Annotated in this window: 14 protein-coding genes; 9 read left to right on the top strand and 5 right to left on the bottom strand. The window is 71.6% G+C overall.

Annotation, left to right across the window (positions count from 1 at the left end; all coding sequences use genetic code 11):
- Positions 1 to 3: 3 nt before the first annotated feature.
- Entirely contained in the window at positions 4 to 687 is a 684-nt protein-coding gene (locus ASG95_RS05760) for an MOSC domain-containing protein (protein WP_057376858.1), read from the bottom strand.
- 83 nt (positions 688 to 770) lie between these two features.
- On the opposite strand from ASG95_RS05760, the gene ASG95_RS05755 reads away from it, so the two are divergent.
- Genes ASG95_RS05755 through ASG95_RS05745 form a run of 3 tightly spaced genes read left to right on the top strand, consistent with a single transcriptional unit; the run spans position 771 to position 5,125 of the window.
- Complete coding sequence (locus ASG95_RS05755) at positions 771 to 2,483, top strand: DUF885 domain-containing protein (protein WP_057376857.1); 1,713 nt, start codon at positions 771 to 773, stop codon at positions 2,481 to 2,483.
- A 52-nt stretch (positions 2,484 to 2,535) separates the two neighbouring features.
- The gene (locus ASG95_RS05750) at positions 2,536 to 4,431 is read left to right on the top strand and encodes a Na+/H+ antiporter (RefSeq protein ID WP_082592362.1); all 1,896 of its coding nucleotides are present in this window, start codon (positions 2,536 to 2,538) and stop codon (positions 4,429 to 4,431) included.
- Between the two features lie 31 nt (positions 4,432 to 4,462).
- A complete protein-coding gene (locus tag ASG95_RS05745) occupies positions 4,463 to 5,125 on the top strand; it encodes a nucleoside triphosphate pyrophosphatase (protein WP_057376856.1) in 663 nt (220 codons plus the stop codon).
- A gap of 46 nt (positions 5,126 to 5,171) precedes the next feature.
- Here ASG95_RS05745 and ASG95_RS05740 read toward each other — a convergent pair whose 3' ends face one another.
- Both ASG95_RS05740 and ASG95_RS05735 read right to left on the bottom strand, forming a co-directional pair.
- Positions 5,172 to 6,818 carry an acyl-CoA carboxylase subunit beta gene (locus tag ASG95_RS05740; protein ID WP_082592361.1) on the bottom strand — a complete coding sequence of 549 codons (1,647 nt, stop codon included), beginning with the start codon at positions 6,816 to 6,818 and terminating at the stop codon, positions 5,172 to 5,174.
- A 20-nt stretch (positions 6,819 to 6,838) separates the two neighbouring features.
- Entirely contained in the window at positions 6,839 to 8,020 is a 1,182-nt protein-coding gene (locus ASG95_RS05735; RefSeq protein WP_057376854.1) for an acyl-CoA dehydrogenase family protein, read from the bottom strand.
- 107 nt (positions 8,021 to 8,127) lie between these two features.
- On the opposite strand from ASG95_RS05735, the gene ASG95_RS05730 reads away from it, so the two are divergent.
- Positions 8,128 to 8,577, top strand: a complete 450-nt coding sequence (locus tag ASG95_RS05730; RefSeq protein ID WP_082592360.1) for a MerR family DNA-binding transcriptional regulator — start codon at positions 8,128 to 8,130, stop codon at positions 8,575 to 8,577.
- Positions 8,578 to 8,602: 25 nt separating this feature from the next.
- On the opposite strand, the gene ASG95_RS05725 is transcribed toward ASG95_RS05730, so the two are convergent.
- Positions 8,603 to 9,220 (bottom strand): TetR/AcrR family transcriptional regulator, encoded by a 618-nt coding sequence (locus ASG95_RS05725; protein WP_235543428.1) that lies wholly within the window; start codon positions 9,218 to 9,220, stop codon positions 8,603 to 8,605.
- 92 nt (positions 9,221 to 9,312) lie between these two features.
- On the opposite strand from ASG95_RS05725, the gene ASG95_RS05720 reads away from it, so the two are divergent.
- The 4 genes from ASG95_RS05720 (at position 9,313) to ASG95_RS05705 (ending at position 12,293) form a co-directional block, all read left to right on the top strand.
- Positions 9,313 to 9,741, top strand: coding sequence for an SgcJ/EcaC family oxidoreductase (locus ASG95_RS05720; protein ID WP_057376852.1), 429 nt, complete (start codon positions 9,313 to 9,315; stop codon positions 9,739 to 9,741).
- Position 9,742: 1 nt separating this feature from the next.
- A complete protein-coding gene (locus tag ASG95_RS05715; RefSeq protein ID WP_057376851.1) occupies positions 9,743 to 10,453 on the top strand; it encodes a hypothetical protein in 711 nt (236 codons plus the stop codon).
- Positions 10,454 to 10,534: 81 nt separating this feature from the next.
- Positions 10,535 to 11,524 (top strand): SDR family oxidoreductase, encoded by a 990-nt coding sequence (locus ASG95_RS05710; RefSeq protein ID WP_057376850.1) that lies wholly within the window; start codon positions 10,535 to 10,537, stop codon positions 11,522 to 11,524.
- A gap of 43 nt (positions 11,525 to 11,567) precedes the next feature.
- Positions 11,568 to 12,293 carry a M50 family metallopeptidase gene (locus ASG95_RS05705; RefSeq protein ID WP_082592359.1) on the top strand — a complete coding sequence of 242 codons (726 nt, stop codon included), beginning with the start codon at positions 11,568 to 11,570 and terminating at the stop codon, positions 12,291 to 12,293.
- Here the strand turns inward: ASG95_RS05705 and ASG95_RS05700 are convergent.
- The gene (locus ASG95_RS05700; RefSeq protein WP_057378749.1) at positions 12,290 to 13,279 is read right to left on the bottom strand and encodes a PfkB family carbohydrate kinase; all 990 of its coding nucleotides are present in this window, start codon (positions 13,277 to 13,279) and stop codon (positions 12,290 to 12,292) included. The two genes, ASG95_RS05705 and ASG95_RS05700, sit on opposite strands and share 4 nt — an antisense overlap.
- Before the next feature lie 93 nt (positions 13,280 to 13,372).
- Between ASG95_RS05700 and ASG95_RS05695 the strand changes: the two genes are divergently transcribed.
- Entirely contained in the window at positions 13,373 to 14,752 is a 1,380-nt protein-coding gene (locus tag ASG95_RS05695) for a glucose-6-phosphate dehydrogenase (RefSeq protein ID WP_057378748.1), read from the top strand.
- Positions 14,753 to 14,756: the final 4 nt, after the last annotated feature.

Raw genomic sequence — 14,756 nt, 5'->3', positions numbered from 1 at the left:
CCTTCAGTCGAGCTCGGCGCCGGAGCTGCGGCGACGCGCGACCGTCTCGCGCAGCTCGGCCGCCTCGACCTCGACCAGGCAGTCAGCCGCCAGCACCCGCTCCGCCAGGTCGAGATCACCCATGAACGCGCGGAGCGTGTCGGGCACGGTGATGTCGTGGGCGGGCCGGGCGACCACCTCGATCGCGTCACCGGGTCGCACGGTGCCGCTGGTCACGACGGACAGGTAGGCGCCGGTGCGCCCCACGTCGCTGAACCGCTTGACCCAGCCGCGCTCCCCCATCCGGGCCGCGAAGGTGGCGCACGGGATGCGTGGGCCGCAGACCTCGAGCACCACCTCGTCGCCGACCGCCCAGCGCTCCCCGACCAACGCCGCGTCGACGTCGAGACCGCTGGTCGTGAGGTTCTCCCCGAACATCCCGTGCGGCAGCTCGCGACCCAGCTGGTCGCCCCACCAGTCGAGCTCCTCGCGGGCGAACGCGTAGACCGCCTGGTAGTCGCCGCCGTGGTGGCGGGTGTCGCCGAGGAAGTCGCCCTCGACCCCGCTGCCGAGGCCCCCGTGCTTGGGCCCCGGAGCCCGCAGCACGGCCGAGGCCACCGGACGCTTGGCGATGCCGGTCACCCCGACGTTCTTCGCGGTGCTGGGCTCGGAGCGGCCGACGTTGAGGGACAGCAGGTGGGCAGCCATGGGACCAGCGTAGGGACGCCGGCAACGCAGGGCCGGGGGATATTGCGGGGACGCCGTCAGGACGCTGGGGTACGTTCGCTCGGGTGAGCACCGACACGACTTCCGCGGCGCGCCCCGCGACAGACATCGACCGCATCGCCGACGACTACCTCGCCCGGGAGGTGCAGCTCAGCCCCATCACGGCGACCTACCTCGGCATCACCGGTCACGACGAGGAGCTCGACGACTACTCCCCCGCTGGTCACGAGGCCCAGGCCGCCTTGCGGGCCGAGGTCCTCGACCAGCTCGACCGGGCCACCCCCGTCGACGACATCGACCGGGTGACCCTCGCCGCGATGCGCGAGCGCCTCGGGCTGGCCGAGGAGATCCACCGGGCCGGGATCGACGAGATGGCCCTCAACGTCCTCGCCTCGCCCCTGCAGTCGATCCGGGGCTGCTTCGACCTCATGCCCACCGCGACCGACGAGGACTGGGGCGTCATCAGCCGCCGCCTCGAGGCCGTGCCCGAGGCCCTCACCGGATGGCAGGTGAGCCTGCTCAGCGCGTCGGCGAAGGGCAACATCACTCCGCGCCGGCAGGTGGAGGCGTGCATCCAGCAGTGTGCCGACCTGGTCGCCGCCGACGGCTACTTCGCCACCCTGGTGACGCACGCCCGCCTGAGCGAGGACACCGGCCCCGGCGAGCTGGCCGACTCCACCAAGGAGGCGCTGACCAGCGCTGCCGAGAGCGCGTCGGCGGCCTACGCCGAGCTGGGCACCTGGCTCAAGGACCACCTGCTCGACGACGCGCCGCTCGAGGACGCCTGCGGCGAGGAGCGCTACGCCCTGCTGTCCCGCTACTTCCTGGGCGCGAAGGTCGACCTCGCCGAGACCTACGCCTGGGGCCAGCAGGAGGTCGACCGGATCACGGCCGAGATGGAGCAGGTCGCCGAGCAGATCAAGCCCGGGAGCACGGTCAAGGAGGCCATCGCGGCCCTCGACGCCGACCCGACCTACCAGCTGCACGGCACCGACGAGCTGCGGGCCTGGATGCAGAAGCGCGCCGACGAGGCGATCGCCGAGCTGGCCGGCACCCACTTCGACATCCCCGACCCGGTGCGCACCATCGAGTGCCTCATCGCCCCGACCCAGACCGGCGGCATCTACTACACCGGCCCGTCGGAGGACTTCTCCCGGCCGGGTCGGATGTGGTGGTCGGTCCCCAAGGGGGTGACCGAGTTCGGCACCTGGAAGGAGCTCACCACCGTCTACCACGAGGGCGTTCCCGGGCATCACCTCCAGGTCGCGCAGACCGTGTTCCGGTCCGAGCGGCTCAACAAGTGGCGTCGGATGGCGGCCTGGACCTCCGGTCACGGGGAGGGCTGGGCGCTGTATGCCGAGCGGCTGATGGACGAGCTCGGCTTCATGGACGACCCGGGCAACAAGATGGGCCTGCTCGACAGCCAGTCCCTGCGGGCCGCCCGCGTCGTCATCGACATCGGGGTGCACTGCGGGTTCGAGGCGCCGGCGGAGGTCGGTGGCGGCGAGTGGACCTACGACAAGGCGTGGCAGTACCTCAACGACCACGCCAACCAGGGCGAGGCCTGGCTCCGGTTCGAGCTCGACCGCTACCTCGGCTGGCCGGGGCAGGCGCCGTCCTACAAGATCGGCGAGCGGCTCTGGATGCAGCTGCGTGACCAGGTCGCCGAGCGCGAGGGAGACTCCTTCTCGCTCAAGGACTTCCACCGCCGCACGCTCGACCTCGGTGGCGTGGGGCTCGACACCCTGCGCGCGGCGGTGCTGGGCGAGCTGACCTGACCGTGCTGACCTGACCGTGCTGACCTGACCACGTGCCTGCAAGGATGAGCCGGTGAGAACCGCCGGCGCGATCGTCGCCATCATCGGGACCGTCATCCTCGTCGCGGGGTTCGCCCAGCGGTTGCGGGTGGCCGCACCCCTCGTGCTGCTGGTCGTGGGGGTGGCGGTCAGCTACGTGCCGTTCATCCCCGAGCCCGAGCTGAGCTCGGAGGTCGTCCTCGTCGGCCTCCTCCCGCCCCTGCTGTATGCCGCCGCGATCCGCACGTCGCTCGTGGACTTCCGGGCCAACTGGTTCCCGATCCTCGGCCTGTCCGTGGGGCTGGTGCTGTTCACCGCCGGCGGCGTCGGCCTGGTCACCTACTGGCTCCTGGGTATGCCCTTCGCGGTGGCATTCGCGCTGGGCGCGATCGTGGCGCCCCCGGACGCCGTCGCGGCCACCGCGGTCGCGAGACGCATCGGCCTGCCCCGGCGGATCGTGACGATCCTCGAGGGCGAGTCGCTGGTCAACGACGCCACCGCCCTGGTGTCCCTGCGCACCGCGATCGCGGCGTTCCCCCTGGCTGCCGCTGCCGCAGGTGGTCACGCCTCCGACGTGACGCTGGGGTCGGTGGCCCTCGACTTCACCCGGGCCGTCGTGCTGGGCGTGGGCTTCGGGGTGCTGGTCGGGGTCGTCATCGCCTACGTCCGGCGCAAGGTCACCGAGTCGGCCATCGACACCTCGATCTCGTTCATCGTCCCCTACCTCGCCTACCTGCCGGCAGAGCACTACCACGGGTCCGGGGTGCTCGCCGTGGTCGTCGCGGGGCTGCTCCTCGGCCACAAGTCCCCGATCGTCCAGAACGCGTCGTCGCGGGTCAGCGAGCGGATCAACTGGTCCACGATCCAGTTCATCCTCGAGAACGTCGTCTTCCTCATGCTCGGCATGCAGATGCGCCGCCTGGTCTCCGACGCCAACGAGACCGGTCCCGGGTGGGGCACCATCGTCTGGACCTGCCTGGCGGTGCTGGCGACCGTCATCATCCTGCGGCCGATCTGGGTCTTCCCGTTCAAGTGGCTGCAGCACAGGTTCATGGAGGGCGAGGGGAAGTTCCACCCCAAGGCCGCCGCCGTCATCTCATGGGCGGGGATGCGCGGCGTGGTCACCCTGGCCGCCGCGTTCGCCCTGCCACCCAACACGCCACAGCGCTCGACGCTGGTGCTGGCGGCCATGGCCGTCACGGTCTCGACCCTGCTCCTGCAGGGACTCTCCCTTCCCTGGCTGGCCAAGACCCTCGGGGTGCGTGGCCCCGACCCCCGCGAGGACGCCCTCCAGGAGGCCACGATCCTGCAGTCGTCGGTGGCCGCCGGTCTCAAGGCCCTGGAGGACCACGACGACGTCGAGGGCGACATCATCGAGACGCTCCGCAGACGCGCCGAGAACCGCACCAACATCGTCTGGGAGCGGCTCGGACAGGGGCGGGCCGACGCGGTGGAGACGCCGAGCGCGACCTATCGCCGGGTGCGCATGATCATGCTCGACGCCGAGCGCGCGGAGCTCCTGCGGATCCGGGACGCCGGCACGGTCGACCAGGAGGTGCTGGGCCACGTCTTCGCCCAGCTCGACATCGAGGAGTCCATGCTCGACCGGATCGAGGAGCGCTCCGACGAGCTGCGCGAGGACCCGCTGCTTCCGCCGGAGCGGGGCGAGGACGAGTGCGAGCACCTGGCCGCCCACCACGACCGCTTCGTCGCACCCACCAGCCCGCACGGCTGCGAGGAGTGCCTGCGCGACGGCACGACCTGGGTGCACCTGCGGCTGTGCCTCGACTGCGGGCACGTCGGCTGCTGCGACTCCTCACCCCACAAGCACGCGTCCGCCCACTTCCGGGAGGACGGCCACCCGGTCATGCGCAGCTTCGAGCCCGGGGAGTCCTGGCGCTGGTGCTTCGTCGACGAGCAGCTCGGCTGAGCGCCCGCTGCCGGGTGGGTAGCCTCACCTCGTGACCACCCTCGTCCTCGCGTCCGCCTCCCCTGCCCGCCGCAAGCTGCTCGCCGCAGCCGGACTCGAGCCCAGCATCGTGGTGAGCTCGGTGGATGAGGACGCCGTGACGGCGGCGGCCCGGGAGACCTACGGGGAGCTCGTCGCCGAGGACGTCGCCCTGGTGCTCGCGCGGGCCAAGGCCGAGGACGTCGCCGACCAGATCGACGACGCGGTCGTCATCGGGTGCGACTCGGTGCTCGACCTCGACGGCGAGATCCACGGCAAGCCGTCGTCCCCCGCGGTGGCCATCGCGCGCTGGCGCCAGATGCGGGGCCGCTCGGGCATCCTGCACACGGGGCACTGGGTGGTCGACACCCGCGCCGAGGCCGACGGCGGCACCGGGGCCACCCTCGGCGCGACCGCCTCGACCACCGTGCACTTCGCCAAGCTCACCGACGACGAGATCGACGCGTACGTCGCCACCGGTGAGCCGCTCCGGGTCGCCGGGGGGTTCACGCTCGACGGGCTCGGCAGTCCGTTCGTCACCGGTATCGAGGGCGATCCCAGCAACGTCGTGGGGCTGTCCTTGCCGCTGCTGCGTGAGCTCCTGCTCGAGCTCGGGCTCCCGTGGCACGAGCTGCTCAGCTCGGCCCACCGCGGCGCCCAGGGCGAGCGCCACTGAGCGACAGAGCGACAGAGCGACTGAGCGACCCCCGAGACCCCGCTGGTCAGACCGGCGGGATGTCGCGGCGCTTGGTCGCGAAGTGGCGCTCGCGGGTCTTGGCGTAGCGCAGCCGGAGCAGCAGCTCGGCCCGCAGCGCGTCGGCCTCGATGATCTGGTCGAGCACGAGGTCGGCCGCGAGCCGCTCGAGGTCGACGTCCTCCTCGTACTCGCGCCGCATGTCCTGCACGAACTGCTCGCGCTCGCCCGCGTCCTCGATCGCCGCGATCTTGTTGGCGTACACCGCGTTGACGGCGGCCTCCGGCCCCATCACCGCGATCCGGGCGGTCGGTAGCGCGATCGTCGCATCGGGCCCGAAGCCCGGCCCACCCATCGCGTAGAGCCCGGCGCCGTAGGCCTTGCGCACGATCACGCAGAACTGCGGCACGGTGGCCGAGGAGACGGCCGAGACCATCTTGGCGCCGTGCCGGATGATGCCCCCGCGCTCGACCTCGGAGCCGATCATGAAGCCCGGCACGTCGGCGAGGTAGATCAGCGGGATCGAGTAGGCGTCGCACAGCCAGATGAAGCGGGCGGCCTTGTCGGCGCTGTCGGTGAAGAGCACGCCACCCTTGACCATCGAGTTGTTGGCGACGATGCCGACCGTCTCTCCGGACATCCGCCCGAACCCGATGACCAGCTCGGGGGCGAACAGCGGCTTGATCTCGAAGAACGACTCGTCGTCGACCAGCCCGTCGATGACCTCGTGGATGTCGAACGGCTGGCTCTCCCGCTCGGGCACGGTGTGGCGGGTCAGCGGCACCGACGGCTCCTCCGGCGCGTAGCTCGGCAGGTCCGTGCGCCAGCTGGAGGGCAGGTAGGAGAAGTAGAGCCGCGCCATCTCGATGGCCTCGGTGTCGTCTCCGACGAGCAGGTCACCCACACCCGACACGGTGCAGTGCATCCGCGCGCCGCCCATGTCCTCGAGCGAGACCTTCTCGCCCACCACCATCTCCGCCATGCGCGGGCTGCCGAGGTACATCGAGGCGTTGCCCTCGACCATGATGATCAGGTCGGTGAACGACGGGATGTAGGCCCCACCGGCAGCGCTCGGCCCGAACAGGCAGCAGATCTGCGGGACCTTGCCCGACAGCGCGACCTGGTTGTGGAAGATCCGCCCCGCGCCGCGTCGGCCCGGGAACATCTCGACCTGGTCGGTGATCCGGGCCCCCGCGGAGTCGACGAACCAGAAGACCGGCAGCTCCTCGCGCAGCGCCATCTCGGTGGCCCGGACGATCTTCTCGACCGTGCGCGCACCCCACGAGCCAGCCTTGACGGTGGGGTCGTTGGCGATCACGATCGCCGGTCGGCCGTCGACCGTGCCCCGCCCGGTGACGACACCGTCGGCCGGCAGCCCCGTGGCCGTGGCGTTGGCGTAGCGCGCGTCCTCGACGAAGCTCCCCTCGTCGAACAGCAGCGCGATCCGCTCGCGGACATAGAGCTTGCCCTGGTCGTCGAGCTTCGCCTGCGCCTTGGCCGGCGCGGTCGCAGAGGCCTGGTATGCCGCGGCGAGCCGCTCGCGGACGTCCGTCACCTTGGGGTCGGACCCGCTGTCGCCGCCCACGGCGAACGGAGGCTGGCCCGAGGGATCTGACGTGGACGCGGAGCTACCCGCCCCGTGCTTGCCTGACGACGTGGTGGAGGTCACCGGCATACCCTCTCGCACTCCCGCGCTCACGCGGTCGGCAGGCCGAGGTGGCGGGCGATGACCATGCGCTGCACCTCGGAGGTGCCCTCGCCGATCTCGAGGATCTTGGCATCGCGGTAGAACCGGGCCACGGGGTACTCCTCCATGAAGCCGTTGCCGCCGAAGACCTGGGTGGCGATGCGGGTCGCGGTGACGGCGGCCTCGGTCGAGTAGAGCTTGCAGATCGCGGCGGCCTGCTTGACCTCCTTGACCGAGCGGCGGCCGTGCTCGAGCTCGTCCTTGAGCCAGGCGGCCTTGTAGGTCAGCTGGCGCGACGCCTCGACCATCACGGCCAGGTCGGCGATCTGGAACGAGACGCCCTGGTTCACCCCGATCGGCTTGCCGAACGCCTTGCGGGTCTTGGCGTACTCGGTGGTCTCCTCGAGCATCCGCTGGCTCATGCCGACGGCGAGCGCCGAGATCGCGATGCGGCCGTCGTCGAGGGTCTTGAGGAACTGCTTGAAGCCCTCGCCCTCGTGGCCGAGGAGGTTCCCGGCCGGGACGCGGCAGTCCTCGAAGGTCAGCCCGTGGGTGTCGGAGGCGTGCCAGCCGAGCTTGTCGTAGGCCGGCTCGACGGTGAATCCCGGTGTGCCGGAAGGGATCATGATCGCGCTGAGCTGGGCCGAACCGTCGTCGTTCGTGCCGGTGCGGGCGGTGACCGTGACCACGGAGGTGATGTCAGTGCCCGAGTTGGTGATGAACGCCTTGGAGCCGTTGACGACCCACTCGTCGCCATCGCGGACCGCCTTGGTGCGGGTGGCGCCGGCGTCGGAGCCGGCGTCGGGCTCGGTCAGGCCGAACCCGGCGAGCGCGCGACCGGCCACCAGGTCGGGCAGGAAGCGCTCCTTCTGCTCCTGCGAGCCGTAGGTGAGGATCGGGTTGATGCCCAGGCCCACTCCGGCGGACAGGGTGATGCCGATGGACTGGTCGACGCGACCGAGCTCCTCGATGGCGACACAGAGCGAGGTGAAGTCGCCGTCGTCACCCATCCCGCCGAACTCCTCGGGCACGACGAGGCCGAAGAGCCCCAGATCACCCATCTTGGGCACCAGGTCGCTCGGGAAGTGGTGGTCCTTGTCCCACTTGGCGATGTGCGGCTCGACCTCGGCCTCGGCGAACTCCCGGACGACCTTGCGGAAGTCCTCGTGCTCCTTGCTCAGCTCGAACATCGCTTCTCCTTCGTGGTGCGCGCCCGGGGGTCGCCCGGCCACGCGGCATACCGTGGGGGTGGGGTGTTGCTTGACGTTGACGTAAACGTAAAGCAATACTCACGGGTATGCCAGCCCCCGCCGCCACCGAGGTCGACCGGCCTGCCGACCGGACCGCAGACCGGACCGCAGACGAGGCGGTCGCCCGGACGTGGACGATCCGGGAGATCGCGGACGAGTTCGGGGTGACCCACCGGACGGTGCGGCACTACGAGGAGCTCGGGCTGATCACCCCCGAACGGCGTGGCACCACCCGCATCTACCACCGCCGCGACCGCACCCGCCTGGCCCTGATCCTGCGGGGCAAGCGCCTCGGGTTCCCGCTCGAGGAGATCCGCACGATCATCGACCTGTACGACCGGCCGCGGGGCAAGGCGAGCCAGCTCGAGTACGTGCTCGGGCAGATCGACGAACGCCGCACCGACCTCGAGCAGCGCCGTCGCGACCTCGAGGACGCGCTGACCGAGCTGGCCGAGTTCGAGCGCCGCTGCCGGACCGACCTCGACCGGCTGGGCTGACCCGCACGACGACACCTCCGGGGCGTCAGCGCAGCAGGAGCTGGGCGAGCAGGCGGTTCCACCAGGCCTCGACGGCCTCGGGGCGCCAGCCGCGTTCGCGCACCGCGATGTCGTAGGCCTCGAGCGAGACCACCATCGCGTAGGTGTCCAGGGCGGTCTGCACGTCGACGCCCTTGGCCCACGCCTTGGCCGGCCACGACTCGAACAGCCGGCGCCGCTGGGTCTCACCGCGCCCGCGGCCTTCCTCGTAGGCCGCCGCGAGATCGGGCTCCTGGCGGCGGGCCTCCGCGAGCACCCGCAGGACGTCGCCACCACGCTCGAACAGGCGCCGGTCGAACCCGACGAAGGCCCGCAGCTGCGCGGCGGGATCGCCCACGAACGAGGCCAGCTCCGCGATCACGCGGGCGACGTCGGCGCTCTCCTCGGCCGCATCGATCAGCGACGCCGCCAGCCCGGCCTTGCTGCCGTAGACGTGGTAGATGGTCGCCTCCGAGACCCCGGCCCCGGTGGCCACGGAGCGCACGCTCGTGCCCGACCACCCCTTCTCGAGGAAGCGCTCGCGGGCCGAGCGGGCGATCAGCAGGCGGGTGCGTTGGGCCTGCTGGTCGCGCAGCTCGGAGCGGTAGGTGCGGGAACTGGTCACGGAAACCACTGTACAGGTTGACTTAGCGGGTCTATATTCACTGAGCAATGCTTGAATGAATAGGCAGACACTCAACGAAAGGATCGATCGTCATGACCACCATCGCCACCACCACCACCACCACCGCCACCAGCGCCGCCGCCACCATCGCCACCGAGGTGCTGAGCCGCCTCGAGGGCGCCTGGAACCGCGCCGACGGCGCCGCCTTCGGCGCGGTCTACCAGCCCGGTGCCTCCTTCGTCACGGTCCAGGGCCAGCACGCCCAGGACGCGGAGGCGATCGGGGCCGGGCACGCCGGGATCTTCGCCACCATCTACGCCCGGAGCGTCAACACGATGGAGCTGGTCTCCGCCCGCGAGCTCGCCGACGGTGTCGTCCTCGCGGTCTCGCGCAACACCCTCCAGGTCCCGGCCGGACCGCTCGCGGGCACCCACCAGGCGATGTCCACCAGCATCCTGGTCCGCGACCCCGATGGTGGCTGGAGCGTCGCGGCCACCCACAACACCCTGATCGGGCGCTGACATGGCTACCGCGACCGCCCGGTCCGCCGCGACGGCAGCCCCGTCCGGCGCCGCGACACCCTCCGTCCCCGCCCATCGGGCCCCGTGGCGCACGGCCGCCCTGCTCGGCACCGCAGGTGTGCTGCTCGGCGCGGGTGGCAACCTGCACCCGCACGGCCACGGCGAGACCGTCGAGGACTACCTGGCCTCCATGCTCGGCGCGCCGACCTGGCCGATCGCCCACCTGCTGCTGCTCGCCGGCACGGTGCTCGCCGCGGCGGCGTTCACGGTGCTGTCCCGCACCGCGGTCTCCGGCGCGGTCCGCCGGTGGGCCCGGGTCGCCGCCGTCGGGTGGGTCCTGGGTGGTCTGGAGGGCATCCCGCACCTGCTCGCCGACCGCGACCTCGACGGGCTCACCCACCACCACGAGACGCCGATGCTCGACCTGCACGCCATGCTCCAGGTCGGCGCGACGCCCCTGCTCGGGCTGACCGGCGCTGCCCTCGCGGTGGCCGCAGCCCGTGCGGTCCGGACCCGGTCCGGCTGGGTGCTCGCCATCCCCGCGGTGGTGGGCGGCCTCGGGTATGCCGTCGCCGGACCGTTGGTCAACCTCACGCACGACGTCGGCGTGGCCGGGTTGTTCCCCCTGCAGGCCGGTCTCGCCCTGTGGCTCATCGGGGCAGCCGCGCTCACCGCTCGTGGCCGGCTCACGACCTCGACGACCACCGCCTGACCCGCCGACCCCGCCGCCGCGTCCTGGGGCGTGACCTGGACGCGAGCGGCGAGCCGGTGGTCAGCGGCCTAGGCTCGCGACATGGCCAGTCACAGCGTCCTGTTCATCGGTGGCACCGGCGTGATCAGCTCGGCCTGCGTCGCCGAGTCGGTCGCCCAGGGCTGGGACGTCACGATCCTCAACCGTGGCACCAGCACCACGCACCCGGCCCACCCCGACGCCGAGGCGCTGACGGCCGACGTGCGTGATGCAGCAGCCGTCAGCGACGCCGTCGGCGAGCGCGAGTTCGACGTGGTGGTGGACTTCCTGTCGTTCACTCCCGACCAGGTGCAGCAACAGCTCGACCAGTTCGCCACCCGCACCGGGCAGTACGTGTTCATCAGCTCGGCCTCGGCCTACCAGACTCCCCCGGCCCGCCTGCCGATCACCGAGTCGACGCCCCTGCGGAACCCGTTCTGGCAGTACTCCCGCGACAAGATCGCCTGCGAGGACCTGCTCGTCGCGGCCTACCGGGACGACGAGCTCCCGATGACCATCCTGCGACCTTCGCACACCTACGACCACACCCTGCCGCCCTTCGAGGGGCGCTGGACCACCATCGAGCGGATGCGGCAGGGCAAGGAGGTGCTGGTCCACGGTGACGGCACCTCGCTGTGGACGATCACCCACCACACCGACTTCGCGCGGGCCTTCGTCGGCCTGCTCGGGCGTCGTGAGGCGATCGGCGAGGCGTTCCACATCACCGGCGACGAGGCACCCAGCTGGAACCGCATCTACCGCGACATCGCCGAGGCCGCGGGCGTCGAGCCCCGGCTCGTGCACGTGCCGTCGGACGCGGTCGCCGCGGTCGACGAGGAGTTCGGGGCGAGCCTGCTCGGCGACAAGGCGCACACGATGGTCTTCGACAACAGCAAGATCAAGGGTCTGGTCCGCGGCTGGCAGGCCGTCGTGCCGTTCCGCCAGGGAGCGCAGGAGATCGTCGACTGGCACGACGCCGACCCGGCCCGACGCGTCGTCGACGCCGACCTCGACGCGCTCTACGACCGGCTCGTCGCCGCACACCGGGTCTGACCGCCCCTCGGGCCTCAGCGAGCCGTTCATGCAGGTCACAGTGATGTCGGCTAGGTTCGCCGCCGTGGACTGGGACGAGCTGCACACCCGGATCGTCACCACCTCCGGCGAGGTGGCGATGGGCGCGCCTGCCCTGACGGTGGCGGTGGTCGCCGCGCTCCTCGTGGTCGGGGTGCCACCGGTCTGGCAGGTGCTGCGGCTCGTCGTGACCCTCGTCCACGAGCTCGGGCATGCGCTCGTGGGCCTGGCCGTGGGTCGCCGCTTCACCGGGTTCGTGCTCCGTGGCGACATGTCGGGCCACGCGGTCACCGTGGGTCCCGCCCGCGGCCTCGGGCGGGTCGTCTCCACGTGGGCCGGCTACCCGGCCCCTGCGGTCGTCGGCGCCGCACTGGTCTGGGCGGCCGGGAGGGGATGGGCCGCACCGGTCCTCACCATGCTGCTCGGCGTCTGGCTGCTCGCCCTGGTGCGGGTGCGCTCGCTGCTCACCGCTGCGGTCATCCTGGTGGCCCTCGCGGCGACCGGCGCGCTGTGGTGGTGGCGCGACGACGGTCTGCAGCCGCAGGTGCTGGTCGCGACCGGGATCGTGCTCCTCGTCGGGGGTTGGCGGCACCTCGGCGCGGTCATGGCGTCGCGCACCGCGGGCAGCGACCCAGGCGTGCTGGCCTCGCTCACGCACGTGCCACCGGTGGTCTGGAACGCCTCCTTCGTCCTCGTCTGCGCCGCTGCCACCGTCCTTGCCGCCCTCCAGCTCGCCGTCGCCTGGGGCTAGCCGCGCTGCCGGGCGAGGCCCTGCTGGTCCAGGCCGTGTTGGTCGAGAAGCGTGTCGATCTCGGCCGCCGTGGGTGCCGTCGCCGGGCCACGCCTGGTCACCTTGATGGCGCCGGCTGCGTTGGCCCGCCGCGCAGCGGTCTCCCAGTCGGCACCCGCAGCGCGGCAGGCCACGAGCACCCCGGTGTGGGTGTCGCCGGCCCCATTGGTGTCGACGGCGTCCTGCGGGAACCCGGGCAGGTAGGTCGGCTCGCCCACGATGTCCACCTCACGGACCCAGCAGCCCTTCGGACCGTCCCGGACGATGGCCACCGCACCGGCCGGCAGCCGGTCGGCCACCGCCCCGGTGGCTGCGACCGGGTCGGACAGCCCGGTCAGCTGGGCCGCCTCGTCGGCGTTGCTGGTCCACACCGTGGTGCGGGCCAGCGCCCGCTCCCGGAGGTCGTCCGTGAGGTCGGCGAACGCCGCGCCAGGATCGAGGACCACCACCACCCCGTGGTCCAGGCCGTCGAGCCAGGCCAACAACGGGTCACGGGTCAGCCCGACGAGCGAGAAGCCACTGACGCACACGAGGTCACCGTCCACCGGAGCCGCGGTCCCGAGCGACTCCACCGTGATCCGTCGTTCGGCACCCTGGGTCGTCACGAAGGTGCGCTCGGCGCTGGGCTCGATCATCACGAAGCAGATCCCGGTGTCGAGGTCCGGCACCGGGGGGCTGCTCACGGCCACGCCCTCGGCGGCCAGGGCCGCACGAACCAGGTCGCCGTTCGCGCCGGTGCCGACCGCCCCGGCGAGGACCGCGTCCGCGCCCGACCGGGCAGCGGCGACGAGGATGTTCACGGCGCCGCCGGCGTACCGCGCGTAGGACAGCGCGACGGCATTGCCACCACGCACCGGCAGCGCGTCGACCTCCACCACCTCGTCGACCAGGGCCTGCGCCGTGTGGATGACTCGGGGTCCGCGCCGCTGCCCCTCGTGCGTGGTCATGCTGAGGGAGTATGCCGCGTGGTCACCGACCATGCTCTCCGCCCGCCCCGGGCTCCCCCGCGTCGTACAGGTGCCCGTGGAATGCTGCGAGACATGGCGACCCCTCCCGAGACCACCCTGCTGATCCTCGGCGCCGGCGGTGACCTGACCCACCGGCTCCTCCTGCCCGGGCTGGCCAGCCTGCTGGCCGTCGAGCCGGAACGCGCGGTCCGCGTCGTCGGCGCCGACCGGGTCGACATCTCGGCCGCGGACTGGAAGGCCCGGGTCAAGGACTCGTTCGCCGCAGCCAAGCCCGCAGCCCGGGTGACCGCCGCGATCACGAAGCACACGGCATACATCCGCACGGACCTGCTCGACAAAGGCGCCCTGCGCGCGCTCGTCGAGGGGTGCGGCGACGGGCCGCTGGTCATCTTCTTCGCCCTGCCGCCGCAGGTGACCATGAAGGTCTGCGGACTGCTCCAGCACGTCGACCTGCCGGACACCACGCGGCTGGCGCTCGAGAAGCCGTTCGGCACCGACCACGCGTCGGCGGTGGCGTTCAACGCCCTCCTGCACAAGGTGGTGGCTGAGGAGGACATCTTCCGGATCGACCACTTCCTCGGCGTGGCAACGGTTTTCAACCTCGTGGGACTTCGTTTCGCCAATCGCATGCTGGCCCCGATCTGGAGCGCTGAGCACATCGAGCGCGTGGAGATCGTCTACGACGAGGACCTCGCGCTGGAGGGACGGACGGGCTACTACGACGGGGCCGGCGCGCTGAAGGACATGTTGCAGAGCCACCTGCTCCAGGTGCTCGCGCTGTTCGCGATGGAGTCGATCGCGACCCTCGACGCCCGGGAGCTGCAGGACCAGAAGGCGCAGGTGCTGCGGGCGACGAAGGTCTGGGGCGGCTCCCCCAAGCGCTCGTCGCGGCGGGCCCGCTACACCGCCGGCACGATCGGTCGGCGGAAGGTGCCGGACTACGCGAAGGAGGTGGGCGTCGACCCGAAGCGGTCCACCGAGACGCTCGCGCAGGTGACCCTCGAGGTCGCGAACAGCCGCTGGGCAGGGGTGCCGTTCGTCGTCCGGAGCGGCAAGGCCCTGGGTGCGCCGCGCAAGCAGATCGTGGCCCACTTCCGCGACGTCCCGCACCTGCCGACCGGCTTCGTGGGCGGGTCCGACGGCGACCGGCTCACCATCGACCTCAAGCCGGGCGCCGTCTCCCTCACCCTGACGATGAACGCCGAGGGCGACCCCGTCGACCTGGAGCAGAAGACCCTCACGGCCAGGTTGGCCGCGCCCCGGATGCAGCCCTACGGCGAGGTGCTGGCGCAGATCTTCGACGGCAGCCAGCTGCTCACCGTGCGGGGCGACGCCGCCGAGGAGTGCTGGCGGGTGATGGAGCCGGTGATCAAGGCCTGGGCCGACGGGCGGGTGCCGTTGGAGACGTATGCCGCCGGCTCCGACGGCCCCGAGGGCTGGCTCGTGCCCTAGCGAG

Source organism: Phycicoccus sp. Soil803 (genome assembly GCF_001429685.1).
Taxonomy (GTDB): Bacteria; Actinomycetota; Actinomycetes; order Actinomycetales; family Dermatophilaceae; genus Pedococcus.
The sequence above is the reverse complement of the archived record's forward strand: the minus strand, read 5'-3'. Positions and strand labels throughout refer to the sequence as shown.

Coding starts and splice junctions, on each gene's coding strand:
- ASG95_RS05760 (WP_057376858.1), bottom strand. CDS start 687: ATGGCTGCCCACCTGCTGTCCCTCAACGTCGGCCGCTCCGAGCCCAGC.
- ASG95_RS05740 (WP_082592361.1), bottom strand. CDS start 6,818: ATGCCGGTGACCTCCACCACGTCGTCAGGCAAGCACGGGGCGGGTAGC.
- ASG95_RS05735 (WP_057376854.1), bottom strand. CDS start 8,020: ATGTTCGAGCTGAGCAAGGAGCACGAGGACTTCCGCAAGGTCGTCCGG.
- ASG95_RS05730 (WP_082592360.1), top strand. CDS start 8,128: ATGCCAGCCCCCGCCGCCACCGAGGTCGACCGGCCTGCCGACCGGACC.
- ASG95_RS05720 (WP_057376852.1), top strand. CDS start 9,313: ATGACCACCATCGCCACCACCACCACCACCACCGCCACCAGCGCCGCC.
- ASG95_RS05715 (WP_057376851.1), top strand. CDS start 9,743: ATGGCTACCGCGACCGCCCGGTCCGCCGCGACGGCAGCCCCGTCCGGC.
- ASG95_RS05710 (WP_057376850.1), top strand. CDS start 10,535: ATGGCCAGTCACAGCGTCCTGTTCATCGGTGGCACCGGCGTGATCAGC.
- ASG95_RS05705 (WP_082592359.1), top strand. CDS start 11,568: ATGTCGGCTAGGTTCGCCGCCGTGGACTGGGACGAGCTGCACACCCGG.
- ASG95_RS05700 (WP_057378749.1), bottom strand. CDS start 13,279: ATGACCACGCACGAGGGGCAGCGGCGCGGACCCCGAGTCATCCACACG.
- ASG95_RS05695 (WP_057378748.1), top strand. CDS start 13,373: ATGGCGACCCCTCCCGAGACCACCCTGCTGATCCTCGGCGCCGGCGGT.